Origin of the sequence: Haloplanus sp. GDY1, assembly GCF_023703775.1 — an archaeon.
GTDB classification, from domain to species: Archaea; Halobacteriota; Halobacteria; order Halobacteriales; family Haloferacaceae; genus Haloplanus; species Haloplanus halophilus.
This window is the reverse complement of the sequence record NZ_CP098514.1, coordinates 588,353-609,629: the sequence shown is the minus strand read 5'-3', so window position 1 is coordinate 609,629 and position 21,277 is coordinate 588,353. Positions and strand designations below refer to the sequence as shown.

At 69.0% G+C, this 21,277-nt stretch carries 22 protein-coding genes; 8 read left to right on the top strand and 14 right to left on the bottom strand.

What is annotated here, in order from left to right; all coding sequences use genetic code 11:
- Window positions 1-30 precede the first annotated feature (30 nt).
- From NBT67_RS03345 to NBT67_RS03330, 4 genes are all read right to left on the bottom strand, one after another.
- On the bottom strand, window positions 31-1,173 hold the full coding sequence (locus NBT67_RS03345) for a substrate-binding domain-containing protein (RefSeq protein ID WP_251343396.1): 1,143 nt from the start codon (window positions 1,171-1,173) through the stop codon (window positions 31-33).
- Window positions 1,174-1,347: 174 nt separating this feature from the next.
- Window positions 1,348-2,112 (bottom strand): amino acid ABC transporter ATP-binding protein, encoded by a 765-nt coding sequence (locus tag NBT67_RS03340; protein WP_251343395.1) that lies wholly within the window; start codon window positions 2,110-2,112, stop codon window positions 1,348-1,350.
- The gene (locus NBT67_RS03335) at window positions 2,112-2,831 is read right to left on the bottom strand and encodes an ABC transporter permease (RefSeq protein WP_425498891.1); all 720 of its coding nucleotides are present in this window, start codon (window positions 2,829-2,831) and stop codon (window positions 2,112-2,114) included. Before NBT67_RS03335 ends, NBT67_RS03340 begins: the two co-directional genes overlap by 1 nt.
- Window positions 2,831-3,760: an ABC transporter substrate-binding protein gene (locus NBT67_RS03330; protein ID WP_251343393.1), complete on the bottom strand. Its 930-nt coding sequence runs from the start codon at window positions 3,758-3,760 to the stop codon at window positions 2,831-2,833. Before NBT67_RS03330 ends, NBT67_RS03335 begins: the two co-directional genes overlap by 1 nt.
- A 139-nt stretch (window positions 3,761-3,899) precedes the next feature.
- Here NBT67_RS03330 and NBT67_RS03325 point away from each other — a divergent pair, with 139 nt between their 5' ends.
- Both NBT67_RS03325 and NBT67_RS03320 read left to right on the top strand, forming a co-directional pair.
- Entirely contained in the window at window positions 3,900-4,592 is a 693-nt protein-coding gene (locus tag NBT67_RS03325) for a TOBE domain-containing protein (protein ID WP_251343392.1), read from the top strand.
- A 143-nt stretch (window positions 4,593-4,735) separates the two neighbouring features.
- Window positions 4,736-5,842, top strand: coding sequence for an NADH:flavin oxidoreductase/NADH oxidase (locus NBT67_RS03320; protein ID WP_251343391.1), 1,107 nt, complete (start codon window positions 4,736-4,738; stop codon window positions 5,840-5,842).
- Between the two features lie 141 nt (window positions 5,843-5,983).
- Here NBT67_RS03320 and NBT67_RS03315 read toward each other — a convergent pair whose 3' ends face one another.
- The 3 genes from NBT67_RS03315 to NBT67_RS03305 form a co-directional block, all read right to left on the bottom strand.
- Complete coding sequence (locus tag NBT67_RS03315; RefSeq protein WP_251343390.1) at window positions 5,984-7,312, bottom strand: nickel pincer cofactor-dependent isomerase, group 22; 1,329 nt, start codon at window positions 7,310-7,312, stop codon at window positions 5,984-5,986.
- A 53-nt stretch (window positions 7,313-7,365) separates the two neighbouring features.
- A complete protein-coding gene (locus NBT67_RS03310) occupies window positions 7,366-7,854 on the bottom strand; it encodes a 50S ribosomal protein L11 (RefSeq protein WP_251343389.1) in 489 nt (162 codons plus the stop codon).
- Window positions 7,855-7,916: 62 nt separating this feature from the next.
- Window positions 7,917-8,972 carry a M20/M25/M40 family metallo-hydrolase gene (locus NBT67_RS03305; protein WP_251344331.1) on the bottom strand — a complete coding sequence of 352 codons (1,056 nt, stop codon included), beginning with the start codon at window positions 8,970-8,972 and terminating at the stop codon, window positions 7,917-7,919.
- Between the two features lie 153 nt (window positions 8,973-9,125).
- Between NBT67_RS03305 and NBT67_RS03300 the strand changes: the two genes are divergently transcribed.
- Both NBT67_RS03300 and NBT67_RS17980 read left to right on the top strand, forming a co-directional pair.
- Complete coding sequence (locus NBT67_RS03300; protein WP_251343388.1) at window positions 9,126-9,473, top strand: hypothetical protein; 348 nt, start codon at window positions 9,126-9,128, stop codon at window positions 9,471-9,473.
- Window positions 9,474-9,540: 67 nt separating this feature from the next.
- Complete coding sequence (locus NBT67_RS17980) at window positions 9,541-9,666, top strand: hypothetical protein (RefSeq protein ID WP_256474687.1); 126 nt, start codon at window positions 9,541-9,543, stop codon at window positions 9,664-9,666.
- Window positions 9,667-9,771: 105 nt separating this feature from the next.
- Here NBT67_RS17980 and NBT67_RS03295 read toward each other — a convergent pair whose 3' ends face one another.
- The 6 genes from NBT67_RS03295 to NBT67_RS03270 form a co-directional block, all read right to left on the bottom strand.
- Window positions 9,772-11,595, bottom strand: coding sequence for an ATP-binding protein (locus NBT67_RS03295; protein WP_251343387.1), 1,824 nt, complete (start codon window positions 11,593-11,595; stop codon window positions 9,772-9,774).
- 43 nt (window positions 11,596-11,638) lie between these two features.
- Window positions 11,639-12,820, bottom strand: a complete 1,182-nt coding sequence (locus NBT67_RS03290; RefSeq protein WP_251343386.1) for a DUF5305 domain-containing protein — start codon at window positions 12,818-12,820, stop codon at window positions 11,639-11,641.
- 59 nt (window positions 12,821-12,879) lie between these two features.
- The gene (locus NBT67_RS03285; RefSeq protein WP_251343385.1) at window positions 12,880-14,028 is read right to left on the bottom strand and encodes a signal peptidase I; all 1,149 of its coding nucleotides are present in this window, start codon (window positions 14,026-14,028) and stop codon (window positions 12,880-12,882) included.
- 66 nt (window positions 14,029-14,094) lie between these two features.
- A complete protein-coding gene (locus tag NBT67_RS03280; RefSeq protein ID WP_251343384.1) occupies window positions 14,095-15,387 on the bottom strand; it encodes a hypothetical protein in 1,293 nt (430 codons plus the stop codon).
- Between the two features lie 85 nt (window positions 15,388-15,472).
- Window positions 15,473-16,036 (bottom strand): hypothetical protein, encoded by a 564-nt coding sequence (locus NBT67_RS03275; protein WP_251343383.1) that lies wholly within the window; start codon window positions 16,034-16,036, stop codon window positions 15,473-15,475.
- A gap of 46 nt (window positions 16,037-16,082) precedes the next feature.
- Window positions 16,083-16,727, bottom strand: a complete 645-nt coding sequence (locus NBT67_RS03270) for a hypothetical protein (protein ID WP_251343382.1) — start codon at window positions 16,725-16,727, stop codon at window positions 16,083-16,085.
- A gap of 266 nt (window positions 16,728-16,993) precedes the next feature.
- On the opposite strand from NBT67_RS03270, the gene NBT67_RS03265 reads away from it, so the two are divergent.
- From NBT67_RS03265 to NBT67_RS03250, 4 genes are all read left to right on the top strand, one after another.
- On the top strand, window positions 16,994-17,527 hold the full coding sequence (locus tag NBT67_RS03265) for a DUF7344 domain-containing protein (protein ID WP_251343381.1): 534 nt from the start codon (window positions 16,994-16,996) through the stop codon (window positions 17,525-17,527).
- On the top strand, window positions 17,524-18,468 hold the full coding sequence (locus NBT67_RS03260; protein ID WP_251343380.1) for a hypothetical protein: 945 nt from the start codon (window positions 17,524-17,526) through the stop codon (window positions 18,466-18,468). Before NBT67_RS03265 ends, NBT67_RS03260 begins: the two co-directional genes overlap by 4 nt.
- Window positions 18,469-18,592: 124 nt before the next feature.
- Window positions 18,593-19,555, top strand: a complete 963-nt coding sequence (locus NBT67_RS03255; RefSeq protein WP_251343379.1) for an alpha/beta hydrolase — start codon at window positions 18,593-18,595, stop codon at window positions 19,553-19,555.
- Window positions 19,556-19,637: 82 nt separating this feature from the next.
- A complete protein-coding gene (locus tag NBT67_RS03250) occupies window positions 19,638-19,976 on the top strand; it encodes a DUF7113 family protein (RefSeq protein WP_251343378.1) in 339 nt (112 codons plus the stop codon).
- On the opposite strand, the gene NBT67_RS03245 is transcribed toward NBT67_RS03250, so the two are convergent.
- Window positions 19,973-21,211 carry a DNA double-strand break repair nuclease NurA gene (locus tag NBT67_RS03245; RefSeq protein ID WP_251343377.1) on the bottom strand — a complete coding sequence of 413 codons (1,239 nt, stop codon included), beginning with the start codon at window positions 21,209-21,211 and terminating at the stop codon, window positions 19,973-19,975. The genes NBT67_RS03250 and NBT67_RS03245 overlap by 4 nt on opposite strands.
- Window positions 21,212-21,277: the final 66 nt, after the last annotated feature.

Genomic DNA, 21,277 nt, shown 5'->3' with positions numbered 1-21,277 from the left:
AACATATCTGTGTCGGAGCGGTCTGCCCCGTTACAGTTCCAGCGGGCCGAGGTTACTCTTCGCCGAGGCGACGTCCATCACGCGATCCGGGACGGCGTCCCGACCGCTCTGGGGAACGACGATGGGGTCGACCGGGACGAGACCCAACTCTTCGAGCACCGACTGGCCGGCGTCGCTGCCGAAGTACTCGATCCACGCCGCGCCCGCTTCGGGATTGGGGGCGACGTTCGGGACGGTCATTCCGTAGGCGATCGGCGCCCCGGTGAAGGTCCCACTTTCCGTCTCGACTTCCGCCTTCGCGTAGTGCTGGGCGTACTCGCTCGTCGCCCGCGAGAGGTCGACCTGGGGCTGGAGGTCGATGTAGGGCATGTCGTTGGTGCTGGAGATGGACTGGTAGTAGAAGGCGTAATCCAGCGCACCTGACTGAAGCTGACCTTGGAGCTTCGTCTCCGTCCCCGTCGGCACCGTCGAGTTCTCGCGGAGTGTCTCGTAGGTGGACTGGTCGTAGAGCTGGCTTCCCTGGAACGACTCGGCGCCGAGTTGCTGGGTCATGACCGCGCGGTACCCACCGGGGTCGACCGCCGGGTCCGAGTGACCGATGGTCACGTCGTCGCGCGAGAGGATCTCCCACCAGTTGTCCTTCGAGATCTCGTCGGCGCCCGGTGAATCCTCGCGGTACTGGATCGACATCGAGTTGGTCGTGAAGATCGTGTACCAATCACCGTAGTCCGGAACGATCCGGTCGCGGATGAGCCGGAAGTCGGAGGTGCCGAGGACGGACGCCCGCCGACCCTGCTGGGTGATCTTCTGGGTCGAGGCGACCGATCCCTTCGGCTCGCGGTTCACGTCGACGCCGTACTCCTCCTCGAACGCCGGTTCGGCCTCGCTGAACGCCGCTGCGAGGCTGCCGGCGTGGAAGATGGTCATCGACCCGTCGACTTCCGAACTGCTGCTGGTCTCCGTCGGCGTGTCCGTCGCGTCGCCGCCGGAGTCCATCGATCCCTCGGTCTCGGTGGCCGTCGCGGTGGCCGTCGCCTCGCCACCGCCGCCACCGCCACCGGAACAGCCAGCGAGCCCCGCCATGCCGGCCGCACCGAGCCCTTTCAGCACGTCACGCCGCGACCGACTCCGCACGACCTGCTTCCAGTGCTCGTACTGCTCTCGTTGTTTCATTGGTAGCACAACGGCGTTGTCTATTGTGGGACATAATGTCTTTGGATTTTTGCGGCCCCGTCGCGAGGGCGCTACCGATCGACCGACCCCTCCCTGCAGTGGGGGACGAGGGGGTCGACGGTACTGGACGCCGGCCGGTGCGGAGTGAGGGGTCCCGGTGCCGACGGAGAGCGATCAGTACACCAGTTCGCCGGAGACGAACTTGGCGGTCCGCTCGTCGGTCGGGTTCTCGAACACCTGCTCGGCCGGGCCGAACTCCGCGATGCCGCCGCCGAGGACGACGGCGACCCGGTCGGCGATCCGTTCGGCCTGGTGCATGTCGTGGGTCGCGATGCCGACGCCGATGCCGCGGTCCCGGGCCTCGAGGACCGCGTCCTCGATGAGGTCCGTGTTCCGCGGGTCGAGGTCGGAGGTCGGCTCGTCGAGCAGGAGGTAGTCGGGGTCGTACGCCAGCGCCCGCGCGAAGGAGACGCGTTGGGCCTCGCCGCCGGACAACGAACGTGCCTCCTGGTGAAGCTTCCCGTCCAGGCCCACGAGTTCGAGCGCCTCGGTGACCGCCTCGGGCGTCCCGTTCGACCCCACGACCGACCACAGTTCGTCGCGGAGCCGGTCGCTCCAGGGCTGGCGTACCCGCAGGCCGTACTCGACGTTCCGTTCGACGCTGGCGTCGAACAGGCTCGCCTCCTGGAACACCATGCCGATCCGTCGCCGGAGCGTCAGTCGCTCGTCCTCGGAGAGCGACCAGACGTCCTCCCCGTCGAGCGTGACGGTCCCGTCGGTCGGTTCGAGGAACAGGGCGAGGATGCGGAGGATCGTCGTCTTGCCGACCCCCGAGGGGCCGATGATCCCGACGACCTCGCCGGGGTCGATGGAGAGCGAGAGGTCCTCGAACACCGTCTCGTCGCCGAAGGCGTGGGTGACGTTCGAGAGCCGGACCATCACTGCATCGCCCCCTCGTCACCGAGTCGGACGACGATGGCGTTGACCGTCAGCACGATGGCGAGCAGGATCGCACCGATCACCATCGCGGTGTCGTACCGGCCCTGGCGTGCTTCCAACTGGATCGCCGTCGTCAGCGTCCGCGTGCTCGACACCCCGTCGGAACTGACGATGTTGCCGCCGACGATGAAGACGGACCCGACCTCGCTGATGGCGCGACCGAAGCCGGCGAGCACCGCCGTCGCGATGCCGTAGCGGGCCTCCTTGAGGACGACCAGCGCCACGTCGAGACGCGTCCCGCCGAGGACGTGAGCCGCGTCGCGGACGTTCTCGTTCACGCCCGTGATGGCCGCGAGGGCGATTGCCGTTATCGGCGGCGTCGCCAGCACGAACTGCGACATGATCATCGCCTCCTTGGTGAAGATGAGGTTCAGCGCCCCCAGCGGCCCCTGGTTCGACACGATGAAGAGGACGGCCAGCCCGACGACGACGCTCGGAAAGCCCATCCCCGTGTTGATCACCGACTTCACGAACTGCTTGCCGGGGAAGTCGGTGAATCCCATCACGATGGCCACCGGGAGGCTGAACAGCGTGCTGAGCGCCACCGCGGTGACGCTCACGTACAGCGAGACGTAGATGATGCTCCAGACGTACTGTTCCCTGAACGGGAAGTCGACGACGGCCGGAAGCTGTGCGACCGGTTCGACTGGCACGGTCACTACTCGGAGGAGTCGCTACTCCAGCCTTCCGGAACGTACTGCTGGAAGTCGGGATTCTCCGAGACGGCCTCCGGGAAGAACAGCTGCTCGCCGTTCATCGTGTAGTTCGAGATGGCGTCCTGCGCACCGGGGCTGGTGATCCAGCCGATGTACGCCATCGCCAGGTCGTAGTTGGCGTTCTCGTGAACGCCCGGGTTCACGGCCATGACCCCGTACGGGTTGGCGAGGATCTCCGGCCCGTCCTCGATCGGTCCCTGGACGAGGATGACCAGGTCGATCTCCGAGCGCTGTGAGATGAAGGTCCCGCGGTCCGAGAGGGTGTACGCACCCTGCTGGTTGGCGATGTTGAGCGCCTCGCCCATCCCGCCACCGATCTCCTGGTACCAGTCGCCGCCGGGGTCCGTGCCCGCCGCCTCCCAGAGGTTGAGTTCCTTGGTGTGGGTGCCGGAGTTGTCGCCGCGGGAGATGAACGTCGACTCCGACTCCGCGATGGCGTTGAGCGCCTCCGTCGCGGAACTCATGCCCTGAATGCCGGCCGGATCGCTCTCCGGGCCGACGATCACGAAGTCGTTGAACATGAGGTCCCGTCGGTTGATCCCGTAGCCGTTGCGCATGAACTCGTCCTCGAGTCCGCGGGCGTGGACCATCACGACGTCCGAGTCGCCGTTGCGGGCTGACTCCAGTGCCGCACCGGTTCCCTGCGCGACCGCGTCGACGGTCACACCGTACATCTCCTCGAAGTCGCCGTGAATCTCGCCGAGCAGTCCCGTGTCGTAGGTGCTCGTCGTCGTGGTCAGCGTGAGCGTCTCGCCGGCGACGCCAGCGCCGTCCTCGCTCTGGCCGCCGCCGTCGGTTCCGGAACAGCCGGCGATGCCTGCGAGCGCTCCGCCGCCGATCGCCGCGATGAACTGCCGCCGTTGTATCGACATAGACACAACCTTGGGAAGTATTTATAAAATAATTAACGGTCTGCGGGCCGCGACGGGGGACGATGCCTCCCGCCGGCGTCGTTCGGCGGGGGGAAAGCCCGGCGGCAAGGTCTTTGACGCCGGCCGCTGTACGTCGGGTATGGAGTTCTCGACCGAGTTCGACGCCCGCATCGGGCAGGGCGACGTGACGCTGACGGAGCGTGACGTCGTCCTCCTGCGGGCCATCGACGACCACGGGTCGATCAACGCCGCGGCGTCGGCGCTCGGCCGGTCCTACTCGCGGGCCCAGCAGCGGATCGTCGAACTGGAGACGGCCTTCGGCGACCTCGTGGAGCGCAAGCGCGGCGGCTCGGGGGGCGGCGGCAGTCGGCTCACCGACCGCGCGCGCGACCTCCTGTCGCGCTACGACCGGTTGCGAGCCGAGTTCAGCGGCGTCGCCGAGACGGCCGAGACCGTCCTCCGGGGACGGATCGTCGAGCGCGACGGGGAACTGGCGACCGTGGAGACGCCGGCGGGGGCCGTCCGGGCGCTCGTACCGGAGGCGGACGGCGAGGACGTCCGCCTCACGCTCCGGGCCGACGCGGTGACGCTGCAGGACCCCTCGCGCTCGCCCGATCCGGACCGCACCAGCGCCCGCAACCGACTGGAGGGGACGGTCCGCACCGTCGACGCCGGCGAGGCCGTCGCGCTCGTCACCGTCGACGTGGGCGACGAGGTGTCGGTCTCGGCGCTGGTGACGGTCGCAAGCGTCGAGAAACTGAACCTCCACCGTGGGACGACCGTCGTCGCCTCGTTCAAGGCGACCGCCACGCGGGGCGTGCCGTCGGCCTGATGCGGGTGATTGTAACTGTCTACCGGTGGTTCACCGGACCGTCTCGGCGAACCGCCGGTACTGACTGACAGTGACCCGTATTGGCTCCCGAAGCCTCCGCCGGTTCCGACAGGCGTATCGCCCGCCGGGCCGAACGCCCGCCCGTGACAGCCGACCTCTTTACGTCCCTCGAGCTTCGCGGCACCGAGATCCCGAACCGCGTGACCGTCTCGCCCATGTGCCAGTACTCCTGTGAGGGTCGGGACGGCCTGCCGACGGACTGGCACCACACCCACCTCGTCAGCCGCGCCGTCGGCGGCGCGGGCCTCGTCATGACGGAGGCGACGGCCGTCGAACCCCGTGGACGGATCACACCCCACGACCTCGGGATCTGGAGCGACGCCCACGCCGACGCCCTCGCCGACGTCACGGCGTCCATCCGGGCGAACGGGAGCGTGCCCGGCATCCAACTCGCCCACGCCGGCCGCAAGGCCTCGAAGACCCGGCCGTGGGAGGGGAGCCGACCGCTCGCGGGCGAGGACGGGTGGGAGACGGTCGCCCCCTCGGACGATCCGTGGCCCTACGAGGAGGGGGAGACGGCGACGCGGGCGATGACCGCCGCGGACGTCGACGGGGTGATCGACTCGTTCGTCGCGGCCGCGGAACGCGCCCGCGACGCCGGCTTCGAGGTGGCCGAGATTCACGCCGCCCACGGCTACCTCCTCCACGAGTTCCTCTCGCCGGTGACCAACGGCCGGACCGACGACTACGGCGGCGACTTCGAGGGGCGGACCCGCCTGCTCCGGGAGGTCGCGAGCGAGGTTCGCGAGGTGTGGCCCGACGACGCTCCGCTGTTCGTCCGCATCTCGGCGACCGACTGGCTCGACGACCGCCCCTCGTGGACCGTCGAGGACTCCATCCGGCTGGCCGACGACCTGGCCCCCCTCGGCGTCGACCTGATCGACGTGAGCGCCGGCGGGATCCACCCCGATCAGCGGATCCCGTCGACCGGGCCGGGGTACCAGGAGCGCTACGCCCGGCGGATCCGACAGGAGTCCGAGGCCGACGTCGCCGTCGGCGCCGTGGGCGGCATCACCACCGCCCAGCAGGCCGACGCCCTCGTCCGCAACGGCCGCGGCGACCTGGCCATCGTCGGCCGGGAACACCTCCGCGATCCGTACTTCGCGCTCCGCGCGGCCCGGGAACTCGACCGACTGGACGACATCGAGGTGCCGGTGCAGTACGACCGGGCGTTCGATAGTAGCGATTGAAAGTCATTGCACAGCAGATCGCAGTACTGCGTACGATCTGCTGTGCAAACAGTTTCAGTCGCTACTATAGCCGTCGGCCGCCACCTCCCGCGAGACGGCGCCGTCGGACCGCACGACCGCGTCCGGCGGACGGACCGCGACTTACAGGTCGGGCGACGGCGCGGCGAACTCGCCGTCGTCGTCGAAGGCGAGTTCCTCGGGGTCGGAGACGACGCGCAGGTCGTCGCGCTCCCGGGCGGCCTCGATCAGGGGCTCCGAGGCGTAACACCGCTCCAGACGCATCGTGTCGGTGACCCGCAGGACGCGCGCCTCGTCGCCGGCGACCGGGCCGATGGTGCCGAGGGCGCCCTGCAACCCGGCGCGGTCGTTCTCGACGACCGGCGGCAGGCGAACGCCGCGGACCGTGCTGGCCGTGATGGCGTTGATGAGTGCCTTCGGCCAGTCGAGGTTCTCCTTCACGTCGCGGTGGGCGAAGTCGGCCTGCCCCATCCCCATCGCGTTCCCCTTCGTCTTCTCGGTGAACCCGCGGAGGTAGATCCGCTTTACGTCGGGCGACTCCGGTTCGGGTTCGTTGATCGTGAAGTGCCGGCGGCCGGTGACGTTCGTGTCCATCCCCTGGCCGCTCACGTCCTTGCCGATCCGGTCGACGACCAGCACGTCCAGGTCGTCGAAGGGGAGTTTCGGCATCCGGTCGTAGGCCATCTCCAGGAGTTCCCGCTCGCGCTCCAGGAAGCCCGACGCGGGGACCCCCTCGATCAGCGTCGTGTCGTCGTGTTCGTCCTCGACGATGGCGACGCCGCCGGCGACGGGGAGTTCCTCGAGCAACTGGCTCGCGATCTCGGGGAGCATGTTCCGGAGGCTCCAGTCGACCGCCCAGTCGTGGGCCATCTTCGCCCCCTTCTGTTTCCCCATGCCGATGACGAGCATCTTCGAGAGGCCGCTCTCCACCTCGCCGCCGAAGTCGGTGTGGGGTTTGATCCGGTTGGCCATCACGATGCCGTCGGCGGCGACGGCGTTGGCGTCTGCGTACACCGACACGCCGCGTTCGGGCGTCTCGCCCACCGTCTCCACCTCCATCGTCGCGCGGATCTCACAGCCGACGGACTCCTCGCTCACCCCGAGCGTGTTCAGTTTCTCGCGCTGGCCCTCGGCGGTCGCCCCGCCGTGGCTCCCCATTGCCGGGAAGACGAAGGGTTCGTACCCCCGCTCGCGGACGCCGGCGACGACGCCGCGGACGATGGCCTCGAGGTTCGCGATGCCGCGGCTACCGGCGCCGATGGCCACCTCGCCGCCGTCGGGGACCGACGAGAAGTCGAGGTCGTAGACGGCCGTGGTGGCCCGGCTCTCGATTTCGGCGGTCGGAATGGGGTCGGTCTCCCAGACCTGTTCGATCACGCCCATTCGCGGGACGGCGACGTCGCCGACGGCCTGCCGGACGGTGTCCTCGGGGACGACGAGGGAGTCTGTCATACCGCGTCACTAGCACGGAGGGTGAAAAGAAACCCGCGGATCGTCGCGCCGAGTTACGCCGCCGCTTCGTCGGCGAACCGGTCGTCGTACTCGCCCTCGTCGATCCGGTCCTTGAACTGACGGGGGTCGTTGCCCTCGATGGTGACGCCGAGGGAGACGCAGGTGCCGACGACCTCCTTCGCGGCGTTCTTCAGGTCGTAGGCGAGCAGGTCGGACTGCTTCTGTTCGGCGATCTTCTGCACCTGTTCGACGGTGAGGTCGGCGACGAAGGTCTCCTGGGGTTCGCCGCTGCCCGTCTCGAAGCCGGCCTCGTCCTTGATGAGTTCGGCCGTCGGCGGGACGCCCACCTCGATGGTGAAGGAGCCGTCGTCGTCGTACTCGACGGTGACGGGGACTTCCATGCCGTCGAACGCGGCCGTCTCGTCGTTGATCTGCTGTACGACGGCCTGCACGTCGACCGGCGTCGGGCCGAGTTCCGGCCCGAGCGGCGGGCCGGGAGAGGCCTCGCCGCCGGGAACGAGCACTTCGATGGTTCCAGCCATACCTCATCACACCCGGGGGCGACCTTTAACGGTTTTCTTTCGGTTCACGGTGTCACAGCCCCTCACACGTCGACCGCGAAGTCCTCGACCGTCCCCGCGCGTTCGGCCATCGCCCCGAGGACGGCCGCCAGATCACGGAGGTCGGTCTCGTCGATCACCTCGACCGGCGTGTGCATGTAGCGGTTCGGGAGCCCCAGGTTCAGCGCCGGCGTCCCCCCGTGGGCCGTGTAGAAGGCGTCGGCGTCGGTGCCGGTTCGCGACCCCGTCGCCTGTAACTGCACGCCCACGTCGACGTCGGCCGCGGCGTCCCGCGCCAGGTCGACGAGGACGGGGTGGTTGGCGCTCCCCCGCGAGACGACCGGCCCGCCGCCGAGTTCGACGGGACCGCGCTGCTTCTCGGGGACACCGGGCGAGTCCGTCGCGTGGGTCACGTCCACCGCGACGACGGCGTCCGGCGACAGGTCGAACCCGACCATCCGCGCGCCCTGCAGGCCCACCTCCTCCTGAATCGTGCTGACGGCGTACACCGTCGCGTCCACGTCGGCCTCGACGGCCCGACGGAGGGCCTCGGCGGCCGCCCAGACGCCGACGCGGTTGTCGAGGCCGCGGGCCGAGAGCCGGGACCCGTGGAGTTCCTCGACGGTCGTCGAGAACGTGACGGGGTCGCCGACCGAAACGAGGGCGCCGGCCTCCTCGCCGTCCTCGGCGCCCACGTCGACGTACTGTTCGCCGATGTCGTCGTAGGTCTCCTCGCCTTTCTCGCGCAGGTGGATCGCCGTCTGCCCGACCACGCCGGCCACCGGGTCGTCGCCGTGGATCGTCACGTGCTGTCCCTTCGAGACGGTGCGGTCGGCGCCGCCGATGGAGCCGATGCGGACGTAGCCGTCGTCGTCGATCCGGCGGACGATGAACCCCACCTCGTCGGCGTGGCCCGCGACGGCGAACTCCGTCTCGCCGCCGCGGTGAACCGCCACCGCGTTGCCGTAGTCGTCGGTGCGGACCTCGTCGGCGAACTCGCGCACGTACTCCAGCCAGACGCGCTGGCCGCGGGTCTCGAACCCCGACGGACTCGGCGTCTCCAGCAGTCGGTCCAGAAAGTCCCGGCGCTCCGGTTCCAGGGTCATGCGTTCGTGTACGGGAGCGTGGAAATGAAGGTAGCGGTCCGCCGCGACGCGTCGCCGTCGGCCGGCGGAGCCGCTCCGCCCCCGACGACGAAGCGGGTTCTCCCACCGAAACGACAGGTCTACCCGTCTCCCCCGCCGAGCGTCCCCGTGGCAGAACCTGACTTCGGCAGCGCGGTCATCGTGTACGAGGACCCAGCCGACGGAACCGTCGAGCGGACGGTCGACAACGAGAGCATCGCGTACTTCCAGGACCACTGGATCATCAAACTCGACGAGGACGAGGCGGGCAACGACATCGTTCGCCGCATCCCCCTCCAGCGGGTTCACTACGTCGAACGGTCCGTCGAACAGTTCGAGGAGGAGGTCGACACGCTCCGAAACCGGGTCGAATCGTTCGCCCAGGACGTTCAGTCGGCCCTGCTGAGCGGGAACGACGACGACACGCGAGAGGAACCCCGGCACGTCGACGTCGGGAGCGAGTCCGACGACCGCTGACTCGGAGTCGATCGGCTCTCCTCCGGTGTGCGCAACCGGTACGAGGCGGGCGCCCGTCGTTCGCCCCGTGAGAGCCTCGACGCTCGCACTCCCGTTCGGTGCGGTACCGTTCGCCCTCCCGGTTCTCGGACCGTTCGTCACCGGCGTGGTCGTCCTGCTCGTGGGGGCGGTGTCCCGGTGGCTGGGTGGATGACGCTCGGAAGTCGGTCGCCGGTCGGCTCACCGACCGTCGGCTGCGCGGGGCGGCCAGCCGGCGGCTCCGACCCAGTTCGACCGAGCGGGCGGGAGACGCCCGCCGTCACTCCCCGTGTCGCGTCACGCAGGTCGACAGGCCCGTCAGTTCGACCGGTTCGGAGTTGTCCGGCGAGTAGACGACCATCTGCCCTTTCTCCATGTAGGGCACCTTGTCCTCCAGCGTCGGCGGGATGTTGACGCTGTTGATGGCGTCCTCGTCGCCCAGGTTGAGGACGAGTTTCGTGTTCACCTGCTTGAACACCGACTCCGCGATGTCCTGCGGGTCCTGCGTGATGAGAAAGAGGCCGAGACGCTCCTTCCGGCCCTGCTTTGCCGCCTCGGTGAACTTCCCGATGACCTTCCGGGCCTGCACGCTCTCGGCGTCGGTCAGGAAGTTGTGCGCCTCGTCCATCCCGAGGATCAGCGGCGTCTCCTTGATCCGCTCGTAGTCGGGGTCGTTCGACAGCTTCTCGTCGACCAGCAGGCTCGCGACGGCGAGGACGACCAGTTCCGTCGCCCGCGAGTCGTTGACGTGGTACGTGGGAACGACGGTCAGCCCGCCGGGACGAACGAGTTCGTGAACGAGGTCCGTCACCGGCCTGGCGTCCCGGTCGAACACCCGGGAGAAGGCACTCCCGAGCGCTCGCCGCCGCACGGCGTCGAACGTCGCCTCGTGGACCCGGCCCGACTCGTCGAGTTCCTCCCGGAGCGCCGGGTCGTCGAGGTAGGACTTGAACTCGGCGTAGGTGCCCTCGGTGCCGTAGTCGCGGAAGAACCGGTCGAGCAGGTAGTCGAGCGCCTGGTACTGGTTGTCGTTCAGGCGCGCGCCGGCGACCAGCCACGGCCGCGACCGGACCATCCGGAAGGGGACGGTGAAGGGAACCTGCTCGGCGCGGTGGGCGCCGCCGCCGTAGGACGCGCCCTCCACCTCGGGGACGAGCGCGACGGTGTCGTCGTGGCCGCCGTGAGCGATGCCCTCCCGCTCCAGTCGGCGGGCGAACTCGTCGTCCATCGCGGGGTTGTCGTCGTGCATCTGGGCGTACTCGTCCTGCGGGTCGAACTGGACCACCGCCGTCGGTGCCTCGCGCCCGTCGCCCATCGGATACGACGCGTCGAGATACTGCCGGAGGACGTTCTTCGAGGCGTGGGTCTTGCCCGACCCCGTCCCCCCCGCGACGAGCGTGTGGCGGAAGACCAGCGGGTCGCCGTCGGCGTAGTCGTCCTTCAGGCGGTAGTCGATGGTCGGGGGCGAGGCGGCCGTCCGCACCGTCTCGCCGCCGACCGAGAGATGTCCGAGGAAGACGCCCTCGGCGGGGATGGCCAGCCCCGTCTTGATCTCCGCCGCGTCCGTGGCTTCGCCGACGACGGCCCCAGGTTTGGGCACGCGATCGGTCATCCGGCGTTTCAGCTCCCCGTCCGTCGAGAACAGGACCGCCACCGGCTCGAGCGTCGCGACGAACTTGTAGTCCCGCTCCGCGAAGTCGTCGCGGCGCATCGCCCGGCGGGCGTGGATCTCGGTCGCGTCGTCGGCCTCGAACTCCTGGGCGTACTCCAGGGCGGTGATCCGACAGAACAGCGTCTCGTCGTCGGGGTAGGGAACGAGGACGTACTTGCCCAGCCGAACCGACTCGCGGTTGTCGCTGGTGACGAACGCCTTGAGCGTCGTGTCGTCGCCGTCCTCGGCGACGCGGAGCCCCTGCGAGACGGAGATGGATCCCAGTCCCCGATCGCTGCCGGCGGGCGAGACGTCGTACGCGTCGAAGTCGTCCGCGGCCGTCCCGTCTCCGCCGTCGGTGTCGTCGCCGTCGTGATCGGACGGCGGCGGGTCGTCGTCCCGGCCCGTCCCGTCGTCGGCCGTGACTTCGGTGAAGTCGCCGAGGTCGGACATATCACCACCCACGGAGATGGGCGTGAAACCCCTTTCGGCGCGATCAGGAGTCGGCGGTCCCGTCCGCGTCCTCGTCCGCCGTCCCGTCGACCGACTCCCCGTCACCGGTCGTCGCCGCCTCGCCCCCGAGCGTCGCGTCGCGGCCCGCCGTCGGCGGCTCGTAGACGTACAGGAGGTCCTCGTGGGGCACGTAGAACGCGTCGCCACGGGGCGTCTCGAAGACCCGCGCCTCCACGTCGATGGCGGTGTCGACGAGGCCCTCCAGCGAGTCGACGTCGACGCGCGGGCGGTCGAGGACGGCCTGGGGGAGGCTGGCGGTCGTGATCCAGTCGTCGAACTCCTCGCGGGTCGATTCGAAGTCGAGGGCCGTCCGTTCGGCCCCGGAGACGGCGAAGCGGTCGTCGTACCGTCCGTAGCCGAGGCCGACGCTACCGACGACCCCGAACAGGAGTGCCACCGGCCCGCCGATCCGGTAGAGGGGTCCGTACGTTCGCTCGCGGGTGACCAGCTCCGTCGTCGAACCGGAGAAGGCCTCGCCTCTGACGGCGCCTGGAGCGTAGACCGTTCCCCCGACGCCGATGGGCATCGTGTACGTCCCGTTTCGGTCGACGGTCCGACCGTTGACCTCCCCCTCGATAGCCACCCTGGCGACGACGAGAATCTGCGTCGACCCCGACGCTGGACCGAACCGATCGCTAACGTCCGCCAAGCGAGCCGCCGACCGGTTGATGTCCCGCGAGAACGCCACCGTTACGGCGTCGCCCGGACCGACGCCAGTCGTCTCGGTACCGTTGAGCGGCGATTCGATGCGCCAGTACTCGATGGTCCTGTCCTCGCGTTCCTCGATCGAACGGAGGACGAGCGTCTGCTGGACGGAGACGTCGAGACTGCCGCCGTCGCTCGCCTCGTACTCGAAGGCGAACGTCCCGTCCAACCGCGGACTCACCGTCCGGAAGTACGCCGGACGATCCGTGAGTTCCGTCCCGACGGGGAACAGGGGGTTCCGTTCGGTGACCGTCGCCGCAGTAGTGTAGCTACCGTTACCCTCCCAGCTCGCGACCTGTCGCTCCTCCGAGATGGTTCCGGGGGCCTCGTAGGCCGTGTACGTCGCGTATCCACCGGCAGCGGTCAGTACGATGGCCACCAGCACGACGACCCAGAACCACTCGTCGAGTATCACGCGGCCGCGCAACTCCAATCGGTCTCGGTCTCCCCCCGACGACATGGCCGTCCCGTTTCTGACGGGACGTTAAGAAACTTGAGTATCCGACACCTCCGCCGGGATCAGATCAGTCGGTTCGCCAGTCGGTGCAGTGTCGACGGTCCCTCTCGGGACCGCGATCTGATCCGGCCGGAGCCGACGAGTACCCTGCCGAGGAGGTACACCGATCCGCCGAGGAGGAGGTCGATGGCGACGATCGGCGTCCACGGATGGAGTCGGTACAGGGCGTCGACGACGTTCCCCGGAAGGAGAGCGAGATACCGATGTTCGACCATGTATCGCCGGTAGTATCCGGTTTCCGGGGGCGCGTGGATCGTCATCGTCGCCTCGGCGCTCGCCCGCCCAGCCACGTACACCCGCCGGGGATCGATTTCGACGCCGTCGCTTCCGGGCTCCAGGTACACGTAGACGGGGACGAGACCGGTGTTGGGGACGGTGTAATCGAGCGACGACGACTCCCCCTGTGGGATGGTCGTCGGACGGTCTGACTCGAATTCGGCGCTGATGATGGCGAACTGCTGGGGGCCAGCGGGGACGACCATCGCCGCCGTCGCCGTCGAGACGACGAGCAACGCCATCCCGGCGAGCAGGAGCCGCGACGAGAGGCCGTCGTCTCGGCTTCGTGATCGCTCGCGGCCGGTACGGTCGCTCCCGATCAGGAGGTCGAGTACGTACGCGATCGCAGTGACGCCGAACGCGAGATAGATCAGCCCCTGTGACCCGAGCAACGACTGCATACCGAACGCGATCGCGAGCCATCGCTGGACGCCACCGACGACGTCCTGAATCCCGACCACGGCGGTGCCGAGGTTCGGGATCACGAGGACGGTCCCACCGACCTGAAGCGCCTCGGCGACGATCTGGGCGTCTTTCACCGGCGGCTCGTCGCCGTCCTGATCGGTGAACGGATTCCCGTCCCCGCGCGTGATGTACCCACGGTCCGTCTCCCGGACGACCCGGTGGGTCGTGAGACCACCCCCCTGGATCTGTTCGGCACGGAAGACGATCACGTCCCCTCGTTCGGGCGGTCCGGTGAGCGACGATGGGACGGCCACGAACCCGTCCCCGGGCTCCATCGTCGGCGACATGCTCCCCGTCTCGACGTAACTCAGCAACACCGGCTGCCCGAGCACCTGGCCCGCCAGAAGGGAGACGATCAGGACGACGACCAGCAGCTCCACGGCCAGCGAGAGGATACGTCGGGGCGACATTGTGGCGGTCATCGGGAGGACGTGTCAGTCCGACAAAAATGGTGGGACGCCCACACCCCGCGTGTCCTACGCTCCACGGGCGACCCTCCATCCGACCACTAGCAGCCCCAGGACGAAGCCGGCGACAGTCACCCACGGACCGTCCCCCGCCACGTCCAGTCCCGCCAGGACCCCGTTCGACTGCGTCGGCGTCCCGGCCGCTCGCTCGTGACTCCGGCCGGCGACTCCCGCCGTCTCGTCCGGGTCGTCGGCGACCCGCGTCGTTTCCGACGCCTCGGCCGGCAGGCCACCCTCGTCCGCGCCGTCGACCGCGTTCCGGCGGTCGTTCGAGTTCCCTCGCCGTCCCTCGACGGGGCCGCCCTCCGGGACGGGTTCGACCGCCACCACGAACGTCGAGAACCCAGGAGTCTCGACCGTCACGCTCCGACCCTCGTGCAGTTCTCCGAGGGCGACGCGACTCGATTCGGTCCCGCTGTACCTGTGGACGACCAGTTTCCCGCCGTCGACGCCCACCCCGTCGAGATACCGGTCGTCGATGCGGAACCGGAGGGTTGCGGGGCCGACGGAGGTGGCTCCGCGCGTGGGCGTGACCCGCACCGAGCCCAGAACGGTCACGGGGCGCCCGTCCGGTGTGGCAACCGTCGGTACCGACTCCCCCGTCTCGAGGGCGAGGCTGATCGGCTCCGCCCCCGCCCGGTCGACGCGGAGCGCGTCGAGCGTGACCGCCCCGCCGCCCGCCTCGTCGAGGATCAGCCCGTCGAACCGCACGCTGACGCTTTCGCCGGTGGACGCAGCCGGGATCAGTACCGTGCGCCGATCCGGCCTCGGTCGCTCGATGCGAACTGACGTAACGTCCCCGTCGGTGCCGGCCGTCTTCGGCACCCGCTCGCCACCTCCTGCCGACTCAGCGACTCGGGCGTGAACCTCGAAGTCGTCGATCGGCCCGTCGGCAGCGGTCGTGTCGACGACGAGGCCGACCGTTGCGGACTCGTTCGTGCCGAGGACGACGGCGGCGGTCCGCGACTGCACGGGGCGACCGTCGACGACGAACGTCACCGCCGCGGAGTCGGCGGTCGCCCAAATCCGGGCGGGGACGTCTCCCGTGTACCGGACGCGGAACACGCCGCCGAGGTCCGTCCGGCCGTCCCCGTTGACGCCGCCGCCGTCGATGTCCGGGTTGGACGGCGACACGTCGATGGCGAGTTCACCCTCCCGGTCGAGGTAGGCGTAGTCGCTCGCCGGCGAGAGGTGGACGTCGTCGGTCACGTCGTCGGTCGCGGTCAGCGGTGCCGCACTCGTGGAGAGGGTCGCCGCTCCGAAAAGCGCGAGTACCACGAGCAGGGCTGCGTCTCGTCTCATTCGTCCGGGCGGTAGTCAACCGAGGTCGCGTCGTCTCCTCCCACGGATCGACGACGGGTGTTTCGGGGGTCCGTCACCCCGCGTGTCAGTCGCTCACTGGATCGGCGACGATCGTCAGCGTCTCGTCGAACGTTCCGATCCCCGCCCCGTGCGTGCGGATTCGGAATCCGACGTCGACGAACTCGCCGATATCGAGCACGGCCGGGTCGTCCCTGAGCGCCGTCTCGTCGTCGTCGGTCACGTCGTACAGCTCGATCTCCAGATCCGACGCGGTCTCGTGGGTCGAGTAGACCTCGACGGGTTCGTTCCCACGGTTCTCGATGCGGAGGAGCCCCGCTATCGGTGAGCTTCGACCAGCCTCGCCAGCGTCGATGTCGAACTCGTACACCGAGTCGACCCCCAGTCCGAGGTCGTCGCTCGCGTCCCTGCCGGGGAACTCGAACTCCACTTGCTGCGGGTCACCTCCGTTCACGGTACTGCGACGACCGGCGCCCCGCTGTGTGAGTCTCAGCATCGCTTCGCTGTCCGCCGCCGTCGACACTTCGAGGCTCCGGTGTGCGGTCGTGCTGGTGAACGCGCCAGTACCGAGCGTGAAGCTGGTACCGGCCGCGATTCCGGTCAGACCGACGAGGTAATCTCTTCGCTTCATGGTAGGGAACTCGACGGCGCCCGTGTAGCACGCCGCTCGAGCTCGATCAGCTCTCGGCTTCCTCGAGGGTCTCGGCGACGATCGTGATGTCCCCGCTGAACTGGACGTTTCCGCTGGTGGTGTCGATCAGCAGGCCGATGTTCTCGAGCGTGTCACCGGGCGACAGATCGGGGAGTTTGAAGTAGTTGTTCGACTCGCTCGCGTCCGGGTCGTCCGGCTGGAACCGGCCAGTACCGGGGTTGCTCAGGTTGCCCGTGTAAGCGCCACCGTCCTCCCCCTTCGGGAAGGAGGAGTCGTCGTGGAACACCCGAACGTTGTTGGGGAGTCCCTCGAAGTGGACGTAGACCTCCTGGCTCCCCTGGTTTTTGACGTAGATGAGGTCGCGAATGATCGTGAGCGCGTTGCCGTTGACGCCGTACGGATTGCCACTGCCGTCCCCGACGCTGTCTCCGTCCGCATCACCGAGGTCGATCGCGATCCCGTTGCTACCCGAGGCACCGGGGTTGACCACGTACTCGTCCCCGTTCTCGCTGTCTTCGGCACCCAGCCCGAGAAGCGCGTCGGAGTTGTACCGAGTGTTGATCGTCAGACTTCGATCCGCCTGCACGCTCGTGAACGCACCAGTACCAGTCACGGCCGCCGCGCCAGCGGCCAGCGATCCCACACCTGCGATGAACTTTCGCCGTTGCATTGGTTGTCAGTGCCCCGTCCGGAGCACATCACGTCCCTATACCCCCACCCCGTTTGTAGTGAGCCGATTGAACGAGGTACAACGGTCGGTAGAACCGGTTCAACAGGGTGATTTACCGGTTTCAAACGATGGCCGAGACGGTTCAGGACGCGGTTGAGAACGGGCTTGCGGGTCCTGAAAACCCCGACGGCGGCGGTTACTTATGTGGGATACTGCAGTGAGGGTGCCACGTAGCCAACGCGGTCAGTTGGGGGGATACGAACGACATGAGTTTAGCACGAGACGACGTGTACGAGGTGTTGAGCAACCGACGGCGCCGGTTCGTCATCCACTACCTGCGCGGGAACGGGGCGCGGGCGGCGCTGGGGACGCTCGCGGAACACGTCGCCGCCTGGGAGAACGGCATCGACGTCGCGTCGGTGGGCTCCGACGCGCGCAAGAACGTCTACACCTCGCTCCAGCAGTTCCACCTGCCGAAGATGGAGGATCTGAACCTGGTCGACTTCGACCGTCGCGCGGGCGAGGTGACGCTTACTGACGACGCCGCGGACGTCGACGTCTACCTGGAGGTCGTGGAGGGCCACGACGTCCCCTGGAGCCTCTACTACCTCGGCGTCGGCGGGCTGGCGGCCACCGTCACGCTGGGCCACGCGCTCGACCTGCCGATTCTGGCGGGACTGACCGACGCCGGCTGTGCGGTCTTCACGATCACTGCCATCGCCGCACTGGCGCTGGTCCACACCTACTACACCCGTAAGATGCGCTTGGGAACCGACGACGCACCACCGGAAATCGAATGAACCGACGAACTCGGCGCATCGTGGCGGTGGTCGCCCTGTGTACAGCGGCGAGCATGGCCCTCGGTGTCGGGGGATACAGTTCGGTGACGGCCGACCGGAGCGTGAACGTTGCCGTCGCCGACGACGGGAACGCGTTCCTCAGCATTCCGGGCGGCGAGATCAGGTGTACCGGAGGCGAGAGCGTGCTGCTGTACAACAGGTTCGCGGGCGCGGTCACGGGCGGGACGGTCGAGGTCGATGCCGTCGGCGGGGACATCGAAACCCGGGGGTACGACGACGAGGAGTCGTTCACCGTCGAGGTCGGAACCGTCGATCCCGGTGCGCCGATCACGTTTCAGCCACGGGAGACGAACGGATCCGCACACACGCTCGAACTCGACGTCGACATCGAGGGAGAGGGGTTCTCGGTGTCGACGAACGCCAGCCGAACGATAGCCTGCGAGAAGTCCGACGGACCGGGGACGGAGGACCCCGAAGACGACCCGGACGAGAGCGGCCGACTCGTTCAGGCGCGCGAGGACGACCCGAACGGGATCACGTCGCACGTGGTGAGATACACCGTCGCCCCGAACTCGAACACCGCCGGCAACTCCCTGAACAGCGTCGTCGTCAGGTATCCGAGCGGGTCGGCAGACGCGAGCGGTGTGGACGAACGGGCCGACGTCGTGACGGTCGGCATCGACGAGGACCGCGACGGCAGCATCGAGGTCGACGCGACGAGCGACGTGGAGTGCTGCCCGCCCGGTGACGGCGTGATCGTCTCCGGCGGCGGCAACACGCTCAGGATCGAACTGTCGGGGAACCACGGCCTCGACGGCGGCGACACGCTCGTCGTCGAGTACGGGGACGTCGAGAACCCCGGGGAGGGCGACTACACCGTCACCGTCGGCGTGAACGGCGACGTGACCGACACCGGGACCCTGACCATCGAGGCGGACTAGACGTCCCGACGAAGCGACGACGTGTCGACCGGCCGTCTCCGGAGCGTCGGCGGCGGGCGATTTATAGACGAGCGGAGATGTTCGGGAACATGAACCGAGCGGCCCAGCAGCGGCGTGGTAAGGTGTGACCGACCGCGCTCCCGACCTCCACCCCGAGGCCGAGAGGATCCTCGAACGGGTCGACCTCCCCCCGACCCACGCCCTCTCGGTGACGGGCGCCCGCGAGGCGCTCCGGGACCTCCTGGTGGACGACGACCCGCCGGACGACGACCTCACGGTCCGAAACCTCTCGATCCCCGGACCCGGCGGCGACCCCGAGACGCCGCTGTCGGTGCGAACCTACACGCCGCCGGGTGAGGGCGGCGAGGCCGTGGGTCGTCCGGTCCTCGTCTACCTCCACGGCGGCGGCTGGGTCCGCGGCGACCTCGACACCCACGACGGCCTCTGTCGACTGCTCGCCGGGGCCGCGGACTGCGTCGTCGTCTCGGTCGACTACCGGCGCGCGCCGGAGCACCCGTTCCCGACGCCCGTTCGCGACGCCTACGCGGCGACGGCGTGGGCGAGCGAGCACGCGGGAGTCGCCGGCGGCGACCCGGACCGGATCGTCGTGGGTGGCGACAGCGCCGGCGGCAACCTCGCGGCCGCCACGACGCTCCTCGCCCGCGAGCGCGGCGGGCCGGAGATAGCCCACCAGGTGTTGCTCTACCCGGTGACGGACCACGCCTTCGACACGGCGTCGTACGCCGAGAACGCCTCGGGATACCTGCTCTCGCGGGCGAGCATGCGCTGGTACTGGGACCGCTACCTCGACGACGAGGTCGACGGTGCCAACCCCTACGCGTCGCCGCTCCGGGCGGCGGACCTCTCGGGGGTGCCGTCCGCGACGGTGATCACGGCGGGGTACGATCCGCTGCGGGACGAGGGGGCGGCGTACGCCGACCGCCTCCGCCAGGCGGGCGTGGCGGTCACCCACGAGAACTATCCGGGGATGGTCCACGTCTTCGCGTCGTTCCCGGACCTCGACCGGGCACGGGACGCCCGCCGGGTGATCGCCGACGGATTGCGCGACGCCTTCGGGGGGGAGTGAGCGGCAGGTTCGGGGGTGGAGACGGCCGACGCTCTCGGTCGTCACGCACGCCTTTTACGTCGGGCACCCGTACCCGGAGGCGATGTTACTGATCCGCGGGAGGGGCGGGGACACGACGCTCACCGGCACCGTGTACGAGCGGGGTGAGCGCGCCCCGAGCTTTCAGGGCGCGCCGGACGAGGACGCCCCCTACGTGTGGGTGTGCGACGAGTTCTACGAGGTCGAGAGCGGCGGGTCGACGACCACCATCGACGGCGAGGAGATCCAGGTCGCCTTCGAGTCGCCGATGCCCCGCGGGTTCGACACCAAAGACCAGGCCATCGAGGCCGCCGAGGAGCACCTCCGCACCCAGTTCGCGCGGGTGGGCGTCCCGGAGTCGACGGTCGAAATCGAGGTCGAGAAGGCCGATCCGGTGGATTAGAACTCCTCGCCCCAGCGGTGGTCGTCGTAGGTGCGGACGAACGACGAGTCGAGCCGTTCTTCGAACTTCCGCCGTAACGCGGCCTTCTCGTCGACGCCGATCCGTGCGAGCGCGTCCGCCCGTTCGACGACCGGCGGCGGGCCACGGGCGGTCGCCACGTCGCGCAGGACCTGTCGCGTCAGGCGGTCCCGAGCGTCGGCGTCGCGGGTCAGGCCCGCGGGGGCCTCGATCCGGTAACAGAGGTCCTCGCGTGGGTCGTAGACGACGAAGAAGGTCACCTCGTAGTCCGCGGGGTCGCGCCGCCGGTCCACGCCGAGGGCGTCGCCGTCGGCCGCGAGCGTGCGGTCCGAGCCGCCGCGCGAGCGGAACCAGTTGGTGAAGGTGAGCCGGTCGGTCGGCCGGTCGTCGCCGTCGCCGGGATCCAGCAGGCGCGTAAAGAGGGCGGTGTCGTCGACCCAGGGCGCGTCGACGCCCTTCTCGCGGAGCGTCCGGGTGATGAGCTTCGGCGACGGGTTCTTGACGAAGCCGGCGACGGCGACGCCGCGGTCGAGGAGTCGCTCCACGAGACGGACGTAGTTCTCGACGATGGCCCGCGGTTTGGCCTCCGTCGTCAGCGCGCCGAGTTCCGCGTTGCGATCCTGCCAGTTGAGGAGTTCCTTGGGGTAGAGCGGGCCGTCGAGGAGCAGGCAGTCCTCGACCGCGTCGGCGTGTTCGAGGGCGTGGGAGCTCTCCGCGAGGTAGAGCGCGAGGGCGTGGACCACCCCCTCGGCGTAGCGGTTCACCCGGGGGGCGTGGAGGATCCGCCGTCGGAGGTACCCCTCGTCGCGGCGCTGCCAGTCCATCTCGAGCGCGAGCGTCGGGTCGTTGGCGTGGACGGTCGTCACCAGACTCCGGGCGCGGTGGAGGTCGAGGTCCGAGGGCTCCGCGGCCATCGCGGCGTGGGCCACGTCCAGCACCAACCCGTTCTTGAACGTCGTCGGGTTGATCGTCCCGGAGTCGAGGCCGTGGACGGTGGGGAAGGGAGGGTCACAGAGCGCCACGTCGTCGACGGGGACGGACCGCAGGCGGCGGTCGTCGAGGGGGTCGATCACGGTGCGGCCGTCGGCACGGAGCGGGTCGAGCCACTCCTCGTAGGCCGTCCGCGCCAGGTCGTCGTGGTCGGTGTCGTCGACCCGCCGGGCGAGGAATCCGGCGATGTCGGCGATACCGTCGACGTGGACCGGATCGAGCGTCATACCCCACCCATCGGCCGGGGAGACAAATACCCTCGTGGTCCCATCGGGAGACGGCACGCTCATACC